The sequence below is a fragment of the Bryocella sp. genome (assembly GCF_058498515.1).
Genome location: NZ_JBMHYI010000066.1, coordinates 1 through 18,438 on the forward strand (window position 1 = coordinate 1; position 18,438 = coordinate 18,438).

Below are 18,438 nucleotides of genomic sequence, written 5' to 3' on the forward strand. Positions count from 1 at the left end.
CGCGCCCACCGAGCCTTAAGCCGGCTCTCAGCCGGAAGCCTTGCAGGCGGCTTCAGCCGCACTCAGGCGACTTCCAGTCGCAACCCCAACCTACCGGCTTTCAGCCGGTAGTCGTTTAGATCAGGAGTAATTCGGAGCGCATCCCGTACGACGTGCGCTCCCGCAACCGTCACTGAAGTGAACTCAGGATAAGCCCGCAAGACCTGCTGCTTCTACACCGTCGGTCCATTGATGCTGAATTGCTGGTAGAAGGAAGAAGGCCCGCGAAGGGTTGCGACGTTCGAGGTGAGGTCGTTGGTGATGGCGTTATTCTTCACCTGCCCGACTGAGCTGCGGGATCTTCTGCTACTGGACGTCGATCTTACGGTTGGCTTCGGCCGAGGATGGAGAAGAGCCGTTCAACCTTGTAGCCGAGACGTGGCGCATTACTCCACCGGCTCTCGCAGGACATAGCCGACGCCGCGCACGGTATGCAGCAGTCGTCGGTTGTGTGGCTCGCCGAGTTTGCGCCGGAGTCGCCCAATCTGAACATCGATGACGTTGTCCAACGACGTGTGGCGCGTGGTCTCTTTCCATATCTCGCGGGCCAGCGTCCGCCGCGAGACAACCGTCCCACGATTGCGCAGCAGGTATTCGAGCAAGTCGAACTCGCGCTCGGTGAGATCGAGCGTATGCCCGCCACGGGTCGCGGTGCGACCTGCAACGTCTATAGCGAGATCCGCGAGATGGAGGTACGAGGACGCATGAGGCGCTCCACGACGAAGCAGCGCCCGGATACGAGCTTCCAGCTCTGGGAATGCAAAAGGCTTGACCATGTAATCGTCGGCGCCCGCATCCAGGCCGAGGACACGATCTTCGATAGAATTGCGCGAGGTGAGGAGCAGCGTCGGCAGCGTAAACCCGTCCCTGCGCAACGTACGAAGCACATCCAGGCCGCTCTGCCGAGGAAGCATCACGTCCAACACCATGAGATCGAAACTGCCGGCCCTGAGCAGCTGCAGGCCAGCCTCTCCAGTCGTCGCGATGGTGCACTCACGATCCTCGCTCTTCAGCCTTGCAGCGAGAGCCTCCGCCATAAGAACTTCGTCCTCGATTACAAGGATATGCATCGTATATAACTCCTCATACGGGCTCGAACGGTCCAGCGTGGGAAGAGAGTTGGTTACCTTTGGTATGTACAAAGATGAGACAGTCCTGAAATGTCAGCAAAGCGTCAGAAACCTTGGGGTATTTTGGGTGTCTAACTAACAAAGGGAAATATAATTCCCAAAGGAGCTCCCATCATGCAAAGCCCGATCGCGAACATCACAGCCGCCGTTTTCTTCTCCATCCTCGGGGTGTCTCCCGTTTGCGTGGCCGCTACGGTGCCCTCCACTACCGCCGTTCCCGTACAGTTCACGCATACGATCGACGCCAGCAAAGCGAAGCCCGGCGATGCCGTGACCGCAAGAACCCTGCAGGTCATCGTTCTTCCCGATGGTCAACTGATCCCCAAGGGCACCACGGTGCTTGGACATGTGGTTGCAGCCAATCCCTTCCAGTTCAACTCAACTCCGTACGCTGTACAAACCGCTTCTTCACTTTCGGTTCACTTCGACTCTCTGCGCGAGAAGGGCGAGACCATTCCGGTCTCCCTCTCGGTGCGAGCCCTGGCCGATGATCGTCTCTCCGAACAGGCGGCCACACCACACTTTCTGGCGAACGACAGCGGCATCGCTCCCACCATCGACCAGATCGGTGGCGATCAATATGCGCCGGCCGGTAAGACGATTGAGTCTGCCAACGGCGACGTTGTCGGCTACAACCGCAAACAGGGTGCGTTTGCGCGCTTGATCGCCAATGTCAGCCAGAACGGCTCTGTCGCCTGTGACGCAACCAACACCGAGCAGTCGGTCGCGATCTTCTCGGCCAGCGCCTGCGGCTTGTACGGCTTCGGCTCCAAGGCCAGCCTTTCTGAGAATGGTCAGGCGAATGGCGGCACGTTCCGTGTCGAATCGATCGGCTATAACTTCACTCTTGGACAGGGCAGCACCGCGCTGCTCCAGGTTACCGAGCCTGCTTCCTTTGGCGCGCTTCGCACTGAGTAAGCAAGACTCAACGTACAAGACGGGACCGGCCTGGATTTTTTTCCAGGCCGGTCCCATTTTGCGTGAGAGTTACGGCAGGTAGTAGCGGAAGGAACCTTCAGCCACGTTCTCCGTAGCGCGTGGCGCTCCACCAATCCCAGACCAGGTGATCTTGGAGATGTAGCTGTATTCAGCACCGTACTGAACGGTTCCGAAGCTGCCCTTGTAGGGCCGGAACCATACGCCTGTGGTGACTCCCGAAAGGTTCTTCACGTTCGCGGAGCAGGAGAAGGTAGCCTCGGCAAAGCATTTGCTGTTGTCGATGGTGGGCAGCCCATAGCCGTGGTTGCGATTAAGATACTCGTCGCCGCCAAACGCATACCAATCGAGTTTCGGTGTGGGGTGGGTGAGGAATCCGCCAAATAAGTGGATGCTCTTCTCCGGGGAGATTCCGCCGCTCGGCTTGATAATGACGTCTGTCGCGGTCGCGCCGTAGCGACCTACGTTGCCCCACATTCCATCGGCAACGAAGTCAACGCGCTTAGCGACGATCGGGAGGATCATGGCCGCTCCTAAACCGCCGCCAAGTACCGTCTCATTGGTACCTGTCGGTACCGCGGTCGTCGGGATCTGGCGTTCACGGAAGGTGCGGCCGAGGGCCTTTATCTCGAAGTGGCCGTAGCCGGGATCGAAGGCCACCTTCGCGATGAGGTCAGGCGCAAGGTTCGTCGAGTACGTCGTGTTGCTGAGCACACCGATTCCAGTAGTGGACAGACCGACGATGGTTCCGGAAACCGCGGTGGTGACGTTAGACGGGATCACAACGACAGTCGCCGGGTTCTCGACAGAAAAAGCCATCGTGTACTTTGCGTTCGCCGATTCCTTGGTCACGCGAAACGCAGCCTGTCGCGCATAATCATGGCCGATGAACTGGCTGCAATCGATCAGCGGAGTCGTGAACTCGTTGAGAACATGGATGCCCTTGTAGTTCGTGGTCAGCAGCGACCACGTCTGGCCGCCCGTGAAGGTCAGTTTGTGAGCCGTCTCCACTTGTCCCCATAGCTGGCGCATGCGCGGGCTGTAGGCGTTGGATTGCACTTCCGAGGCGCCGTAGCCTGTGGCCTGGAAGTCGATCTCGAAGTAACCGGTCAGCTTGTTGTTACCCTTGGCGCCTTGGAAGAGGAGGCCAAGGCGGGTGCTGCGCGATGACATACGGAACTCGCTCAGCGATGATGTGCTCTGTGCGTCGTACGGAATGCTCACCCAGGAGGTGCTCATATCCGTGTTCTCGGCGTGCGCCCGATACAAAGACTCCACGGCAACAAAGCCGCCAGGAGTAAGTGTCACGCCCTTGTAATGCAGTGCCGAGGGGTTCTGAAGCTCCGGCAACAATGCCTTCTCGACCGCAATGAACTTTGACGTGGAGACCTGTGCGGTTTGCACCGCGGCGACTTCGGTCTGCAGCTTCGCGATCGCCGGTGACTGTTCATTCTTGACGCTGTCGATCTTCTGTTCAGCGGCAGACAGAGTCTGCTCGGCTTGCGCGAGCTTCTCGCCCAGTAGCCGATTCTGCTCCTGAACAGCTTCGAGCAGCTTTTGCTGCTGCGCATACTGTTTTGCAAGCGAATCCTTCAACGCTTCCAGTTCGGCCTTCGAGGCTGCGGGGCTCACCCGGACAGCATCCTGATGCTTTGCTGAAGCGCCGGCTTCGCCGGCTGAAGTCTTGGTGGCGGGGGCTGCGCTCTGGGCAACACAGGAGCTGGCGACGGACACGGCCAGCAACAAGCTGAGTGTGCGAAGGCTACGGTGGGGGCCCAAGGAAGGGGCGGAAGTGCGAAGGGTGGGTGACATGCTTAACCTCGGCCGCCTTATCGGCGGGGCCGGGGTTGGCACCTGTATGTGCTTCTGTTCGGGACAGAAAGTAATGACCCAGTCGCAGAAATTCGTCCAGTTTACGGACACAGGGCATAAAATGACCGTCCGTCCCAAAGTGAAATCGCACGCAGCTCCGTTCGTGATGTTAGGGTGCTCGTCGAATTCCGTCTGCCCACCATCTCTTAAACGTCCACATCGTTCAAGCTTCTGCAGTTGACGCCGATAGAGGCAACCGCTGATCTTGTCGACGATCCTTGATCTTTCCAGGTATCGCTGCTTCAGCGCCACTTATTGCAGCCGAGGCCTCATGCACACGACGACCATGACAATCCAAAAGAAGCTCTATCTCACTCTTGGGCTGCTTACCTGCCTTGCTATCGGATCGAGTATTACTTCCGTCGTGATCCTGGGCAATCTCTCGGACACAACCCAGGCCCTTGGCCGGGTAAGTGCCCACAAGCTCGCCATAGCCGGCAAGATGAACGGCACCTCCTCCGATCTGCGCCTTCTGCAGCGGGGCATCCTGCTCCGGGCCCGGAAATTTGGCCCCGATGCCGTCGATGCGTACAAGAAGAGCTATGCGGCAGACGAAACAGAACTGCGCAGTGAATTGGCCGAGTTGCGTACTCTCAAGCCCGGTGCGAAGAGTGCGCCGCTCCTCGATGGCATGGAGTCGGACCTCGAGGCTTCGCGTCCGCTGTATCAAAAATTCCTCACTCAGATCGCCGCAAGTGATTTTGACGGCGCGTTCGACACCTCGTCCAAAGAAGTTGGACCTACGCTCCAGAAAATCGACGACGCTGGCACGAAGGTGATGGGTGTTGAGGAAGAGCACACGACCCTCGTTGCGGACGATGCATTGCTCCAGGTCAATCATGCGCGCTGGATCATGGCCGCCTTTGTGTTGCTCTGTATCGTTATCGGTGGAGCTGTGGTGTTCGTCATCCGCGCCCTGGCGGAGCAGCTTCGGCAAGTCGCAGGCAAGTTATCCGAGGGATCCCAGCAGGTATCGAGCGCCGCGACGGAGGTCTCGTCCTCGAGCCAGACCCTTGCCCAGGACACCTCCGAACAGGCCGCGATGATTGAGGAGACCTCCGCCTCCACGGAGCAGATCAACTCCATGGCCAAGCGCAATGCCCAAAGCGCGAACAATGCTTTGGCGCTGGTTGGGGAAGCAGCCGAACACGCCGCCCTCAGCAACCAGGCCGTGGCGGATTCCGTCCTCGCCATGGATGCCATTGGCGTCTCGAACAGCAAGATCACCAAGACTCTCGTGGTCATCGACAAGATTGCCTTCCAGACGAATATCCTCGCCCTCAACGCTGCCGTCGAAGCGGCTCGAGCCGGAGAGTCGGGAATGGGATTTGCGGTCGTCGCTGAGGAGGTTCGCAACTTGGCTCAGCGTTGCGCCGTGGCTGCTCAGGAGATCAGCGTTCTCATCGAGGAGTCGCTTCAGAACTCCAACGCCGGCCGGGAGAAGATAGGCTCGCTGGTGGAATCCGGGCAAAAGGTAAGCGATGTCTTTTCCCGGCTGAAGGTGTTTGTGGAGCAGGTCGGACTCGGCAGCCAGGAACAGGATACGGGCATCAATCAGATCAGCCGGGCCATTCAGCGGATCGAAGCGGGCACCCAGAAGAACGCTGCCAACGCGGAAGAGAGCGCAGCTGCCTCCGAAGAACTCTATGCCCAATCCGACGCTCTGCGCGAGGTCGCCACCGAACTCAGCGTGCTGGTCGGCGCCGAGGAAATCCGGGACGCAGTCTCCGCGTCGCATACAAGGCTATCTCCTCGGGGCGGTCGTTCTTTCGTCCCAGCCCGTAGTTAGAGCATCTCTCAGTCGGAGAACGAAAAACGGAACCGATGGGTATTTCCCCAATGAAGACGTCGCAGCACTTCGCTTTTGGAATATCGAGTAACAAGAGAAATGTTTCCCAGCGCGCACCTTTCAACCCGGGATAAATAGGTGAGATGCGGAGAAATGAATGGTCGGGACGACTAGATTCGAACTAGCGACCTCACCCACCCCAAGGGTGCGCTCTACCAGGCTGAGCCACGTCCCGACTTCTTGCTTGTAGCGCCAGGCGTGAGCCTCGCGCGGGGTACATTCAGTCTACACCACTCTGCTGGTGGGGAGATTGGCTTCGATCTCGAGAGCTTCCGTCCGCGCTCTCTGTGCTGGATCGGAGGCGGATGTCGTGAACTCGAAGCTTGTGCCGGAGATATGCTGGCCCTGCAAAACCCAGACATACGCTGAGCGTTCCTCCGCTCGCACTTCCCAGTCAGGCAAGCCAATCTCCAGCCTCATCTTCGCCGCCTACTTCTCGGGAGCCACGTATTCCTTGGGCAGTTCGCCACCGGCGCCGAAGAAAAACTCGTTCATCTGCTCCACGAGGAACTCCTGCGCCTCGCGCGTCCAGGGCTGCAGGCGGTACTCGTTCAGCAGCATCTTCTGGCGCTCCAGCCACTCGGTCCAGGCCTTCTTGGAGACGTTCTTGTAGATCTTCTGCCCGAAGTCGGAGTCGAACGGCGGCTCGTCCAGGCCCTCCATCTCGGCTTTGTACTTCGTGCAAAACACCATGTGGGCCATTCGCGCCACCTCCGCAGATCAGTTTACCCGAACCGCCCGAAAGCCCGATTCCGACAGGCCAACGCTCCCTATAATCCGAAGTGCATGGCTGCCAAGCCCCAGACCGAAACCAACGCAGAACTGACTCCCGACCAGAAGATCGAGGCCCTCCGCGAGGAGCTGCGCCACCACGAGTACCTGTATTACGTGCTGGACGCGCCCGAGTGGACCGACGCCCAGTACGATGCGCGGATGAACGAGTTGAAGCGCCTCGAGGCCGAGCATCCGGACCTGGTCACCGCGGACTCGCCGACCCAACGCGTCGGCGGCAAGCCGAAGGAGGGCTTCGTCAAGGTCGCACACTCGCGCCCCATGCTCTCGCTCGACAACGCCTACAACGCCGACGAGCTGCGTGCCTGGGCCGATCGCGTGCAGGGAGGCCTAGCGGCAGGCGAAACGCCGCGCTTCGTCTGCGAGTTCAAGCTCGATGGGCTGTCGCTGGCGCTCACATATGTTCCTGGTTCGAACGGCGAAGCCGTGCTGAAGTCCGGCGTCACACGCGGCGACGGAAGCATTGGCGAGGATGTGACGAGCAACGTGCGCACCATCCGCAGCGTGCCGCTCCATATCAGCGCGAAGGCACTGAAGGCCTCAGGCTTACCGCAGGAGTTCGAAGTGCGCGGCGAGGTCGTCCTGCCGCAAAAGGCCTTCGAAAAGATGAATGAGGAGCGAGTCGCGCAGGGCATGGCTCCTGCGGCCAATCCGCGCAACGCAGCGGCGGGAACCATCCGCACTCTCGAGCCGAACATCGTCGCGCAACGCCGCCTGGAGTATTTCGCGTACTTTCTGTTGCGCGGTCCGGGCGAGAACGCAGGCGAATCGTTCATTCCCTATCAGACGGACGCCCTCGCGGCCCTTCGCACCTGCGGTTTCCTGGTCAACAAGCATGCGAAAACCGTCGTGAGCATCGACGACGTGCTCGCGTTCGTCGCCGAGGCGGAGACCGTTCGCGACACTCTGCCCTACGAGATCGACGGCGTGGTGATCAAGGTCGACTCGATCACGCAGCAGCGCCGTTTGGGGTTTACGGGCAAGGCTCCGCGCTGGGCCATCGCCTACAAGTTCCCGGCGCGTGCAGGCATCACGAAGCTCGAGGGCGTGCTCTTCCAGGTGGGCCGCACGGGAAAAGTGACCCCTGTTGCTTGCCTTTCGCCGATCTTCATCGGTGGAACCACCGTTACTCGCGCGACGCTGCACAACGCGGACGAGATTGCGCGGCTCGGCGTTCGTATCGGGGATAGCGTCTCTGTCGAACGCGGCGGCGACGTCATTCCGAAGATCACCGAGGTGGTTGACGACGCGAAGCACCCTCGCGGAGTTATCGAGATCACCTTCCCCACGCATTGCCCGGTCTGCGGCACGGAGCTGGTGAAGGCCGAGGGCGAAGTGGATTGGCGTTGCGTCAACAACGCCTGCCCGGCGCGCGTGCGAGAGGAGCTGCTGCACTGGGCAGCGCGCAGCGTGATGAACATCGAAGGCCTCGGCGAGTCGATGGTCGCGCAGCTGCTGGGGCAGAAGGCATCGCTACTGGGCGAGGATGAGGAAGTCAGCGAGGAGGGCGCGCCAGTCGTCGAGCGCGAGCCGATCGTGCATTCCATCGCGGACCTGTACCGCCTCACGCGTGAGCAGCTACTGGGTCTCGAGCGTGTCGGCGAAAAGACTGCGGACGCGCTGCTGGCGCAGATCGAGCGATCAAAGACGGCGGGCCTCGCGCGTGTGCTGATCGGGCTCGGCATCCGTTTTGTGGGCGAGCGCACGGCGCAACTCCTCGCCCAGCACTTCGGCGCCATTGAAGCCATCGAGGCTGCGAGCCTTGAGGATCTGACCGCCGTCAACGAAGTCGGGCCGAAGGTCGCCGAGGCCATCCGCGAGTTCTTCTCCATCGAACGCAACGTCGAGTTGGTTCGCGCGCTGGGGGTACTGGGCGTCGACATGCAGGCAGAGAAGAAGGAGATCGGCACCGCCTTCGCTGGCCTCACCTTCGTCCTCACCGGCACGCTGCCAACGCTCACGCGCGAAGAGGCCAAGGAGCGCATCGAGTCCGCCGGCGGCAAGGTCTCGGGCTCCGTCTCGAAGAAGACCAGCTACGTCGTGGCAGGCGAAGAAGCGGGCTCGAAGCTCGAGAAGGCGGAGCAGCTCGGCGTGCCGGTGATCGACGAAGCCAAGCTGCTCGAGATGCTCGCAAGCTAGAGGCGTGCCTCGCTCCTGCGGCGATGCACCAAGAACCAACCCACTGCGACCACAAGGTAAGCCCCATAGAAATACGGGAAGTACACCAGCGGCGCTGGCGGTACGGGATAGAAGTTGCTCGCCATGGCGGCCAGCATCGCGAGCGTGGCGGCGCCAGTAAGAAACACCTTGCCGAGGCTGAGCTTGCCCATGTTCTTCAGGTGGAAGAGCAGCGCGACGGCAACCATGCCGTACGCCGTGAGGAAGCCATACACGGCGAAGGTGCCGGCCCAGTTGTAGATGTCTGAGCCTGTGGCTCCGCGCAGGGCCATCAGCGCGGCGGGGATGAAGGCCAGCAAGCCAGCAAGCAGGCTCGCGAAGCCGGGAGTCTCGTGCTTCTCGCTGGTGTGCTTCAGGCTGCTGTGCGCCATCCCGTCGTGGGCCATCAGCAGCAGGACGCGTGAGCCTGCGATCACGCAGGAAAGAGTCGCGGCGAAGGCGCTTATGAGCACGCCCGCATCGATGATCGACGCCGCAAATCCGATATGCGCCAGCGACGCGAGGAAGTGGAATGGAGCGTCGCTCTGATCCAGCGGCACGGGCGAAGTCTGAAAGCCCATCACCTCGCCATAGCAGCACACGATGAAGAAGATGCCCGAAAGGATAGCGCTCTGGATGACCGCCCGCGGAATCGTACGCAGCGGGTTCTGCGCCTCCGCGCCGAGCGTGGTTGCGCTCTCGAAGCCCACGAAGCTGAAGATGGCAAGCATCACGCCGAGGCCTACACCTCGCGACGACGGCCAGCGCAGCAGCGTGCCCACAGCCGACTGGCGATGGTCGAAGTGCCATCCATGAGCGATTAGGGTCGCCCCAATGACGATGGAAATCAGCAGCACCGAGACGGCCTCGATGTACAGCATCATCCGCGCGGAGATCCTCACATCGCGGTACGCCACGAACGTTGCCGTACCTGCTGCGATGGCGACGAGCGCCACCGAGGTGAGCGTGCGTGGAAGATGTGCCGTCGCCGGGATCCGATCGAGGAAGACGAACGAGAACTTGAGAAAACCCCCAATGACCGCCGAGGCCGTCGCGATGTAGGCGCAAAAGAGCGCCCACGCCGTGATCGCCGCGCACCACTCGGGCAGGGAGCGTTTCGTGTAGACATACAACGATCCTGGCGACGAAGACTCCCGCGCGAACGACGCGACGCACAGCCCGACGAGGATCATCAGCACCGTCGCGATGAGATAAGCGATCGCCGTCCCTTGGCCCGCAAGCGCAAACACCAACGGAATCGTGGCCGGCGGCGACGTGCTCGGCGCGATGGTGGAGATGGACTGCGCCAGCGTCTCCATAGGCGAAAGCGCGCCCTCGCGCAGCCCGAAGGAGGGTGAGAACGACGTCTTGGGGCCGTCACTGATGGTTGCGGTCTCGTGGTGCAACGTCACACTCCTCGCGGGATATCGCCCGTTGGCCTCGAAAGACACGACGTCCCGCGGATCGAAGAGATTCGCAGGCAACAGGGAGAAACTTGGCCGTGGGTACGCCTCCAGCATACCCTGAAGGAGGGCAGGGATCCCTCAACCGGAATGCAGTCAGTGAATCCACTCTCGGAGAAGTCGGCGCAGCTTGCGGAGCATCTGCGCTCGCTGGGCTCAGTGCTCGTGGCCTACTCGGGCGGCACGGATTCGGCGTTCCTCGCATGGGCAGCGCATCGCGAACTTGGTGACCACATGCTCGCGGTGATTGCGGACTCCGCATCTCTGCCGCGGCGCGAGCTCGCGGCGGCTCTGGCCTTTACCGCGCAACATGCCATCCCAACACGCATTTTGCAGACCTCGGAACTCGAGCACGAAGACTATGCGCGCAACGATGCACAACGCTGCTTCCACTGCAAGGATGAGCTGTTCACGCGCATGGAGTCCGCCCGCGCGGAGCTGGGCTTTGCGCATCTCGCTTATGGCCGCAACCTGGATGACGATGGCGAGTTTCGCCCCGGCCAACGCGCGGCATCGATGCATCATGCACTCGCTCCGCTTGCCGAAGCAAAGCTGACGAAAGCGGAGATTCGCACGCTCGCTCGCGAAGCAGGCCTCAGCCTTGCGGACAAGCCTGCCAGCGCGTGCCTGTCGTCGCGCATCGAATATGGTCGCGCGGTGACGGTGGAAGCGCTCGCGCAGGTAGAGCAGGCCGAGGAGGCTCTGCACACATTAGGCTTTGCCCAGGTGCGCGTGCGGCACCACGGTAACCTCGCACGCGTGGAGATTGCTCGCGAGGATTTTGCGCGTGCGCTGAGCATCGAAATGTTGGATGCCATCACGCGAGCGCTGCGGCCTCTGGGCTTCACTTACACCACGCTGGACACGCAGGGCTATCGTTCCGGCTCGATGAATGATGTGCTGCCGGTCTCAGCGGTAACACCCGCCCGCTAAACTCGCGGCTGAACTAAGGACCTATGAAGATTGCCTATCTCGATTGCTTTGCCGGCATCTCCGGCGACATGTTTCTCGCCGCACTGCTAGATGCCGGCGTGCCGCTGGCCGTGATGGAAGAAGCGACCGCCGCGTTGAAGATCGGCGCCAAGCTGCGTGTGGAGCGCGTGGATCGCAGCGGCATCATGGCGACAAAGGTGCACGTGATGGAGGGAGACCGTCTCGCCGATGAGGCTCCTCACGCACACGATGCGATGCCCGAGCAGGATGAGCGCACCCACTCGCATCATCCGCAAACGCAACATCAGCACAAGAGCGGCCACCATCATGATCATGCGCAGGATCACTCGCACGAGCATGAGCATAGCCACTCGCAAGATCACGCGCATGGTCGGTCATTGACCGAGATCCGTCATATCATCGAATCGGCTTCGCTCGCCGCGCCAATCAAGCGCACTGCGATTCGTGCGTTTGAGTTGCTGGGTGCATCCGAGGCAAAGATCCATGGCGTCGACATTGAGAAGATCCACTTCCACGAAGTGGGCGCAGTGGACGCGATCGTCGATATCGTTGCGGCCAGTGCGGGGATTTATCACCTCGACGTCGGACAGTGGCATTGCTCGCCAGTGAACGTTGGCGGAGGCATGGTGGTGTGCGCACATGGGACATTTCCTGTGCCAGCCCCTGCGACGGCCGACCTTCTGCGTGGCGTCCCTACGTATTCTGCGCATGTGCAGAAGGAGCTGGTGACACCGACGGGTGCTGCGCTGTTGCGCGTGTTGGAGGCAAACTTCGGTCCGCAGCCTGCGATGCAGGTGGAGAGCATCGGCTATGGCGCGGGCACGCGCAATCCGCAGGGATTCCCAAACGTGCTGCGGCTCAGCATAGGCGAGACTGCGGACAATGTTTCATCCACCGAGACCGTCACGGTGATCGAGGCGGCGCTCGATGATCTCTCGCCGCAGCTGCTGGCCAACGTTGCCGAGCTAGCGCTGGCGCAGGGAGCGTTCGATGTCATGCTGACCTCGGTCATCATGAAGAAGGGAAGGCCGGGCACGCTGATCACGGTGCTTGCAAGCGACGCAACGAGCGAAGCGCTGCAGTCCCTGCTGCTGCGCGAGACCAGCACGCTGGGCCTCCGCGTACGTCGCGAAGATCGCGTAGTGCTGGAGCGGCGCTTCGAGACCGTGCAGACCGAGTTCGGCGAGATTCGCATCAAGCTTGGACTGCGCGATGGTGCGGTGCTGAACGCTCAGCCGGAGTTCGAAGACTGCCGCGCTGCTGCTGCGACGCACGGTGTTGCGGTGAAGCTGGTGCAGCAGGCGGCGATCGGTGCCTATGCAAACAAGCCAGCGGAGTCGCAATGACGAAGCCGCAGCTGCTGGAGCTACTCTCGCAGGTGGAGCGCGGCGCGATGAACGCTGTGGATGCGGCGTCGCGCTTACGCTCGATGCCCTTTGAAGACCTCGGCCACACCCGTGTCGATCATCATCGCAGCCTGCGCTCCGGGTTGCCTGAAGTCATCTATGCCGCGGGAAAGACTTCGCAGCAGGTACTCGAGATCTTCCGCTCGCTTGCAGCGAGTGGCGTAGACGTGTTGGCGACGCGTGTTGATCCGGACACAGCGGCGATGCTGGTAAGCGAGCATCCAGCGGCGAAGCACCATGCGGTCGCGCGGACTGTCTCTCTTCGGCATCACGATCAACAGACGACGGGGCACATCGCCGTGGTGTGCGCGGGCACGAGCGACCTTCTCGTTGCGGAAGAGGCTGCAGTGACCGCTGAGACCTTCGGCGCGAAGGTGACGCGGCTGTATGACGTGGGTGTAGCCGGCGTGCACCGCCTGCTCGCCGTGCGCGAGGAACTGGATGCGGCTGACGCAGTCATTGTGTGTGCAGGGATGGAGGGCGCGCTGCCCTCAGTCGTCGGCGGACTCGTCGGCGTGCCCGTGATCGCCGTGCCGACATCCGTGGGTTATGGCACGTCTTTCGGAGGCGTCACCGCGCTGTTGGGGATGCTGAACTCCTGCAGCCCCAACGTGACGGTGGTCAATATCGACAATGGATTTGGCGCTGCGTACACCGCGACAATGATTGCGCGAGCGGCGCATCGCGGGCGCACCGGCTAATACGAAGGCCACGCGAAGCGCTCTCGCCACGCGCGCAGCGTTACTCTTCCTTCTTCTTGTTGCGCGCCTTCACCTTGAACCAGATCGGCGAACCAATGAACTTGAAGCTGTCGCGAATCTCGTTGGCGAGGAAGCGTTCGTAGCTGAAGTGCAGCTTCACGTCGCGGTCAGTGAACAGCACGAACGTCGGCGGCGCCACCGCGGCCTGCGTCATGTAGTAGATCTTCACGCGCTTGTTCATCGGCACGCTGGCGCGCTGGAAGTCGATCTTGTCCAGGAAGCGATTCATGGCGCCGGTAGAGACACGCTTGCGGCGCTCGCGTGCGACCAGCTCAATCTTCTTGAAGACCTCGGCGATACCCTTGGATTCCGCAGCCGAGATGAAGAGCAGCGGAGCATAATCCAGGAACTTCAGCGAATCGCGCACCTGCTGCTCGTAGACCTTCTTGTCCGCGACAGGGCCGCCATCGAACGCGCGCCTGCCATCAGGGCCGGCCTTCGTCATCAGGTCCCACTTGTTCACGATGATGATGACGCTACGACCGCTCTCATGGGCGTAGCCGCCAATGTTCGCGTCCGCCGCGGCGATGCCTTCGGCCGCGTCGATCACCAGCAGCGCCACGTCTGCGGCCTCAAGATGCTTGCGGCTCATGATCACCGAAAGCTTCTCGGCCATCAGCTTGGTCTTGCCCTTGCGGCGGATGCCGGCTGTATCGATGAAACGGAAGTCGTGGCCATCGCGCGTGACGACCTCATCGACCGCATCGCGCGTTGTGCCTGCAATCGGCGAGACAATGGCGCGGTCGGTCCCGGTGAGCGCATTGAGCAGCGTGCTCTTGCCCACGTTCGGCCGGCCGATGATGGCGATCTTGGTCTCGGTGGGAACGTGTTCGGCGTGTGAGCGCAGCCTGCGCCCGGGTGCTGCTTCCTCGGGAGGCTCTTGCGCGCCAGGCAGCGGATCGCCGCCGCCGTCCATGTCCTCCAGCTCTTCCGTCTCCTCCACATCCTGCTCTTCTTCAGGCTCTTCGGCGACGAACTCGGGCGGTAGCGCAGCCCAAACCTCGTCCAGCAGGTCGCCGATGCCATTGCCGTGCTCGGCGCTGATGGCCTGCACGTTCTTGAAGCCCAGCGTGCGGAAGTTCTCAGCCTGCGCAAACATCTCCGCGGAGTCAGCCTTGTTCACCGCGAGGAACAGCGGCTTGTGGCCGCCAGAGCGCAGCAGCAACCGAGCGAGTTCGCGGTCCGGCGAGGCCAGTTCCGTGCGGCCATCGACCACCATGATGATGGCGTCGGCCTCTTCGAGCGCGACCTGCGCCTGGCGAAAGATCTCGCTGGGGATGAGCGCTTCATCGTCGGGGACCACACCACCCGTGTCGACCAGGCGAACCGTGCGTCCTGCCCATTCGACTTCGCCGTAGATGCGGTCGCGCGTGATGCCGGGCTCATCGCCGACGATGGAGCGGCGCGTCTCGGTGAGGCGATTGAAGAGCGTGGACTTGCCCACATTCGGCCTGCCGCAGATGGCGACCAGCGGCATGCGGTAAGGTTCGCGGTGTCCGACGTCCGTCGCCAGCGTCAGGCGCGAGGCAAGCTTCTCAGCTTCCTTCCAGTCGCGCTCTTCGTCGCCCGTGCCCACAGCTCCGGAGAGCAAGGGCCGCTTCGCGCGGGTGCGCGGCGGAGCCGCATCGGGTGAGCTGCTGTTGGAGATCGTCCGTTTGTGCTCGAACTCCGGGCTGCGCGCCGGAATGCGCGCCGCCTTCTCGGCAGCGACTTTCTTCGCCGCAATCTCTTTGCGCTTCTTCGGGGAGACGGCGGTGGTCTTCTCGGTGGTGCGCGTGGGGGTGCGGCCCAGCTTCGGCCGCGTGCTCGCTTGCCGGTGCTTCTTGCCTAATCTCTTTGTCGTGCCACGCTTCGGAGCCATATCTCTTCTATGGTCGCACGTTCGGCGTCAACGCAGGCCGTGGGATCGCCGCATCCCGGGCGTCGCCGGTGATCGTTTGGGGGGGGCGCGCGGTAATATTCTCGTGCATTCGAAACCACCCATCGCGCTTCCGCCGCAAGCGAGCTTGTGGTTCGCACCTGTTTCGAACCTCGAGTACAGGAGAACGCCAATGTCTGCAGAGGTTTCCGGAATGATGGGCGCGGGAGTGGCCGCGCTGCTTGCAGGAATCATCCTTGTCGCCCCAAGGTTCCGCGCGGCCTCTGGAGTGGGCCGGATTCTGGTGTGGGGGCCGGTCTTCGAGGCGGTCGCCCTGGCAATCTTCTCCGCGGAGCACTTCCTGTTGGCACGAAGTCTGATGGTCATCGTGCCCCGCTGGCTGCCGGGGCCTCTGTTCTGGACCTACTTTGTCGGAGTGGCGCTGTTGGCTGCAGCCATCAGTTTCCTGGTGTGGCGATGCGTGCGCTGGTCCGCGCTCCTGCTTGCGCTGCTGTTCCTGATCATCGTCGTGACGGTGGACCTTCCTGCCCTTCCGGCTCACGTGCATGAACGGTTGTCCTGGATCCTCACGGTACGCGAAGTATGCTTTGCCGCGGGTGCCATGGTCCTGGCAGCGAGCGTAGGACCGCGAGGCAGCAGATCAGATGCGGTCCTCGCCACGACAGGACGAGCGCTGATTGCAGCCATCTTCGTCTTCTATGCGATCGAGCACTTTCTCTTTCCCCGGAATATGCCGGGCGTTCCGCTGGACGATCTCATCCCGGCATGGATTCCTGCACCCACGCTGATCGCCTATCTCGTGGGTGCGACGCTGCTTGCAGCGGGAGCCGGACTGATGATTCCCAGTTATCGTCGCCTCGCTGCAGCCGTCGCGGGCGTAGTGCTTACCCTGCTGACGGTCTTCTTCTACATCCCAATCCTCATCACCGAGATCCACATGCCGCTCGCCGTGAAGGGGATCAACTATGTCGGCGACACGTTACTGTTTGCCGCCACGGCGCTTCTTGCGGGATTCGATTGAAATAGTGGGCGAAGAAATGGCGATTATCATAAAGCCTGATGTCGCTGCTTCCCCAAATCGAAGGCAAGCTCGAGAAGAAGCTGGAGGCTGCTGCCTCGGAGCGTCGTCGCCTGCCGTCGCTGCATGAGTTCTTCCGCCCCGGCGGCATCCTCGCCAACTCCTCGCTGGCCTTCGAGCACCGCCCTGGTCAGTACAAGATGGCGCAGGCGGTGGAGGAAGCCCTGACCTCACGCCGCAACCTCATCGTCGAGGCCGGCACGGGCACCGGCAAGACACTCGCGTACCTCTTGCCGGCGCTGCGCCACGCGCGCGAGCAGAGACAGCGCATCATTATCTCGACCGGGACAAAGAACCTGCAGGAGCAGCTGTTCTTCAAGGACATCCCCTTCCTCGAGTCGCTGCTCGGCCCTTTGGATGTCTGCTACATGAAGGGCCGCGCCAACTACCTCTGCCGGCAGAAGCTCTATGCGCTGCGCGACAACCCGCTGCTGCGCGGGCTTGAGGAAGTTGAGCAGTTTCACCGCATCTCCAACTGGGAGCGCGAGACCGAGACCGGCGACCGCGCCGAGCTCGTCACCCTGCAGGAGCATTCCCCGCTGTGGCACAAGATGGACGCGCGCAGCGAGGTCTGCCTCGGCCAGAGCTGCCCCAGCTTCGAGCAGTGCTTCATCACCACAATGCGTCGCAAGGCCATCGAGTCGGACATCATCATCGTCAACCACCACCTCTTCTTCGCGGATCTCGCGATCAAGCAGCAGGCCGAGGGTGCGCGCGATGTGGGCATCCTGCCTGACGCCGCAGCGGTGATCTTCGACGAAGCACACGAGCTGGAGGATGTGGCCTCGCAGTACTTCGGCGTGGCGCTGTCGACCTCACGCTTCGAGGAGCTGGCGCGCGACGTTGAGGCGCTGCTGAAGGCCAAGGGCGTGTACACGGTCTCCATCCTCAGCGCGTGCGAGACGATCCGCCAGCGCGCGCGGCTGTTCTTCGCCGCATTGCCCGGCAACAACTCTCCCGGGGGATCTCCGCTGGGACGCATGGAGTTCCACGACCGCGAAGACTTTCTCGAGTCCAGCGGCGATGTCTACATGGGTGCGATCAACGCGCTGGAACGGCTGTCCGGTGAGTTGGAACGCCTGCGCGAAGTCGAAGAGGCCAGCGGCCTGCGCAAGCGCGCGCAGGACATCCAGGCGCACCTCAAGTTCCTGCTTGAGAGCGAAGACCAGAACAACGTCTTCTGGATCGAGCGCCGCGCCACGGGCAACCTGCGTAATGCAGCGCGCCAGGCTCGCTCGTTCGAGACTCCTCAGGCCTACTCGACGCACCTCCAGGCCACGCCAATTGACGTCTCCGGCGTGCTCGCGGACACGCTCTACATGAGCTACCCCAGCGTCGTGCTCACCTCCGCCACGCTGGCCGTCGCAGAGAAGAGCGCCATCGTCGCGGGCGAGACGACGCCGGGGTTTGCTCACCTCAAGCGCCGACTGGGTATCCCTGCGCCGAAGGAACTCATCGTCCCTTCGCACTTCGACTACGCGAAGCAGGCGCTGCTCTACTTGCCCAACGCGATGCCCGAGCCACGCCACCCCGACTTCGTCCGCCACGCGCAGGAGAAGATCCGCCGCGTGCTGGGGATCACGCGCGGCCGCGCTTTTTGCCTCTTCACCAGCTACGCGCAGATGCGCGACCTGCACGACCGCCTGCTGCAGGAGCTGCCGTTTCCCCTGCTCCTGCAAGGCTCGGCGCCGCGTCATGTGCTGGTCGAGGAGTTTCGTTCCACTCCGAACGCGGTGCTCTTCGGCACCAGTTCGTTCTGGCAGGGCATCGACGTGCAGGGCGAGCAGCTGAGTTGCGTTATTGTGGACAAGCTTCCCTTTGCCGTGCCCACGGACCCGATCCTCAAGGCCCGCACCGACGCCATCACGGCGTCCGGAGGCAACGCCTTTTCCGATCTTCAAGTCCCGCAGGCGGTCATCGCACTCAAACAGGGCTTCGGCCGGCTTATCCGTTCGCTGAACGACCGTGGCGTGCTGATGCTGCTCGACCCCCGTATTCGGACCACGCGCTATGGCGCCACATTCCTTGAATCGCTGCCGCCCTACCGGCGCACAGACGACATCACGGAGGTCGAGCGTTTCTTCGAGGAGACCGCGGCTGCCACCAAGAGTTAGGTGCAGCG

13 protein-coding genes and 1 tRNA gene are annotated in these 18,438 nt (G+C 62.1%); 8 read left to right on the forward strand and 6 right to left on the reverse strand.

Translation table 11 applies throughout. From position 1 onward, the window contains the following. Nucleotides 1-425: 425 nt before the first annotated feature. Nucleotides 426-1,109: a response regulator transcription factor gene (locus AC5E6W_RS19070; protein WP_491753924.1), complete on the reverse strand. Its 684-nt coding sequence runs from the start codon at nucleotides 1,107-1,109 to the stop codon at nucleotides 426-428. 174 nt (nucleotides 1,110-1,283) lie between these two features. Between AC5E6W_RS19070 and AC5E6W_RS19075 the strand changes: the two genes are divergently transcribed. Beyond that, nucleotides 1,284-2,087: a hypothetical protein gene (locus AC5E6W_RS19075; protein ID WP_491753925.1), complete on the forward strand. Its 804-nt coding sequence runs from the start codon at nucleotides 1,284-1,286 to the stop codon at nucleotides 2,085-2,087. A gap of 69 nt (nucleotides 2,088-2,156) precedes the next feature. On the opposite strand, the gene AC5E6W_RS19080 is transcribed toward AC5E6W_RS19075, so the two are convergent. After that, nucleotides 2,157-3,737: a hypothetical protein gene (locus AC5E6W_RS19080; RefSeq protein WP_491753926.1), complete on the reverse strand. Its 1,581-nt coding sequence runs from the start codon at nucleotides 3,735-3,737 to the stop codon at nucleotides 2,157-2,159. 511 nt (nucleotides 3,738-4,248) lie between these two features. Between AC5E6W_RS19080 and AC5E6W_RS19085 the strand changes: the two genes are divergently transcribed. Further along, complete coding sequence (locus AC5E6W_RS19085; RefSeq protein ID WP_491753927.1) at nucleotides 4,249-5,766, forward strand: methyl-accepting chemotaxis protein; 1,518 nt, start codon at nucleotides 4,249-4,251, stop codon at nucleotides 5,764-5,766. A gap of 158 nt (nucleotides 5,767-5,924) precedes the next feature. Here AC5E6W_RS19085 and AC5E6W_RS19090 read toward each other — a convergent pair. Both AC5E6W_RS19090 and AC5E6W_RS19095 read right to left on the reverse strand, forming a co-directional pair. After that, a tRNA-Pro gene (locus AC5E6W_RS19090) sits at nucleotides 5,925-6,001 on the reverse strand. 254 nt (nucleotides 6,002-6,255) lie between these two features. Then, complete coding sequence (locus AC5E6W_RS19095) at nucleotides 6,256-6,528, reverse strand: oxidative damage protection protein (RefSeq protein ID WP_491753928.1); 273 nt, start codon at nucleotides 6,526-6,528, stop codon at nucleotides 6,256-6,258. Between the two features lie 84 nt (nucleotides 6,529-6,612). On the opposite strand from AC5E6W_RS19095, the gene ligA reads away from it, so the two are divergent. Next, nucleotides 6,613-8,757: an NAD-dependent DNA ligase LigA gene (ligA, locus tag AC5E6W_RS19100; protein WP_491753929.1), complete on the forward strand. Its 2,145-nt coding sequence runs from the start codon at nucleotides 6,613-6,615 to the stop codon at nucleotides 8,755-8,757. Here ligA and AC5E6W_RS19105 read toward each other — a convergent pair. Next, complete coding sequence (locus AC5E6W_RS19105) at nucleotides 8,754-10,181, reverse strand: APC family permease (RefSeq protein WP_491753930.1); 1,428 nt, start codon at nucleotides 10,179-10,181, stop codon at nucleotides 8,754-8,756. The two genes, ligA and AC5E6W_RS19105, sit on opposite strands and share 4 nt — an antisense overlap. Nucleotides 10,182-10,328: 147 nt before the next feature. On the opposite strand from AC5E6W_RS19105, the gene larE reads away from it, so the two are divergent. The 3 genes from larE to larB are packed head-to-tail and all read left to right on the forward strand — an operon-like array spanning nucleotide 10,329 to nucleotide 13,299. Next, nucleotides 10,329-11,171 carry an ATP-dependent sacrificial sulfur transferase LarE gene (gene larE, locus AC5E6W_RS19110; RefSeq protein ID WP_491753931.1) on the forward strand — a complete coding sequence of 281 codons (843 nt, stop codon included), beginning with the start codon at nucleotides 10,329-10,331 and terminating at the stop codon, nucleotides 11,169-11,171. Nucleotides 11,172-11,194: 23 nt separating this feature from the next. Beyond that, complete coding sequence (larC, locus tag AC5E6W_RS19115; protein ID WP_491753932.1) at nucleotides 11,195-12,538, forward strand: nickel pincer cofactor biosynthesis protein LarC; 1,344 nt, start codon at nucleotides 11,195-11,197, stop codon at nucleotides 12,536-12,538. Beyond that, nucleotides 12,535-13,299 (forward strand): nickel pincer cofactor biosynthesis protein LarB, encoded by a 765-nt coding sequence (larB, locus tag AC5E6W_RS19120; RefSeq protein WP_491753933.1) that lies wholly within the window; start codon nucleotides 12,535-12,537, stop codon nucleotides 13,297-13,299. The genes larC and larB overlap by 4 nt, the downstream gene beginning before the upstream one ends. 40 nt (nucleotides 13,300-13,339) lie before the next feature. Here larB and der read toward each other — a convergent pair whose 3' ends face one another. Further along, nucleotides 13,340-15,220, reverse strand: a complete 1,881-nt coding sequence (gene der, locus AC5E6W_RS19125) for a ribosome biogenesis GTPase Der (RefSeq protein ID WP_491753934.1) — start codon at nucleotides 15,218-15,220, stop codon at nucleotides 13,340-13,342. A gap of 190 nt (nucleotides 15,221-15,410) precedes the next feature. Between der and AC5E6W_RS19130 the strand changes: the two genes are divergently transcribed. Both AC5E6W_RS19130 and yoaA read left to right on the forward strand, forming a co-directional pair. Continuing rightward, complete coding sequence (locus AC5E6W_RS19130; protein ID WP_491753935.1) at nucleotides 15,411-16,259, forward strand: DoxX-related protein; 849 nt, start codon at nucleotides 15,411-15,413, stop codon at nucleotides 16,257-16,259. Nucleotides 16,260-16,297: 38 nt separating this feature from the next. Further along, a complete protein-coding gene (gene yoaA, locus AC5E6W_RS19135) occupies nucleotides 16,298-18,430 on the forward strand; it encodes a DNA repair helicase YoaA (RefSeq protein WP_491753936.1) in 2,133 nt (710 codons plus the stop codon). The last annotated feature ends 8 nt before the right edge of the window (nucleotides 18,431-18,438 follow it).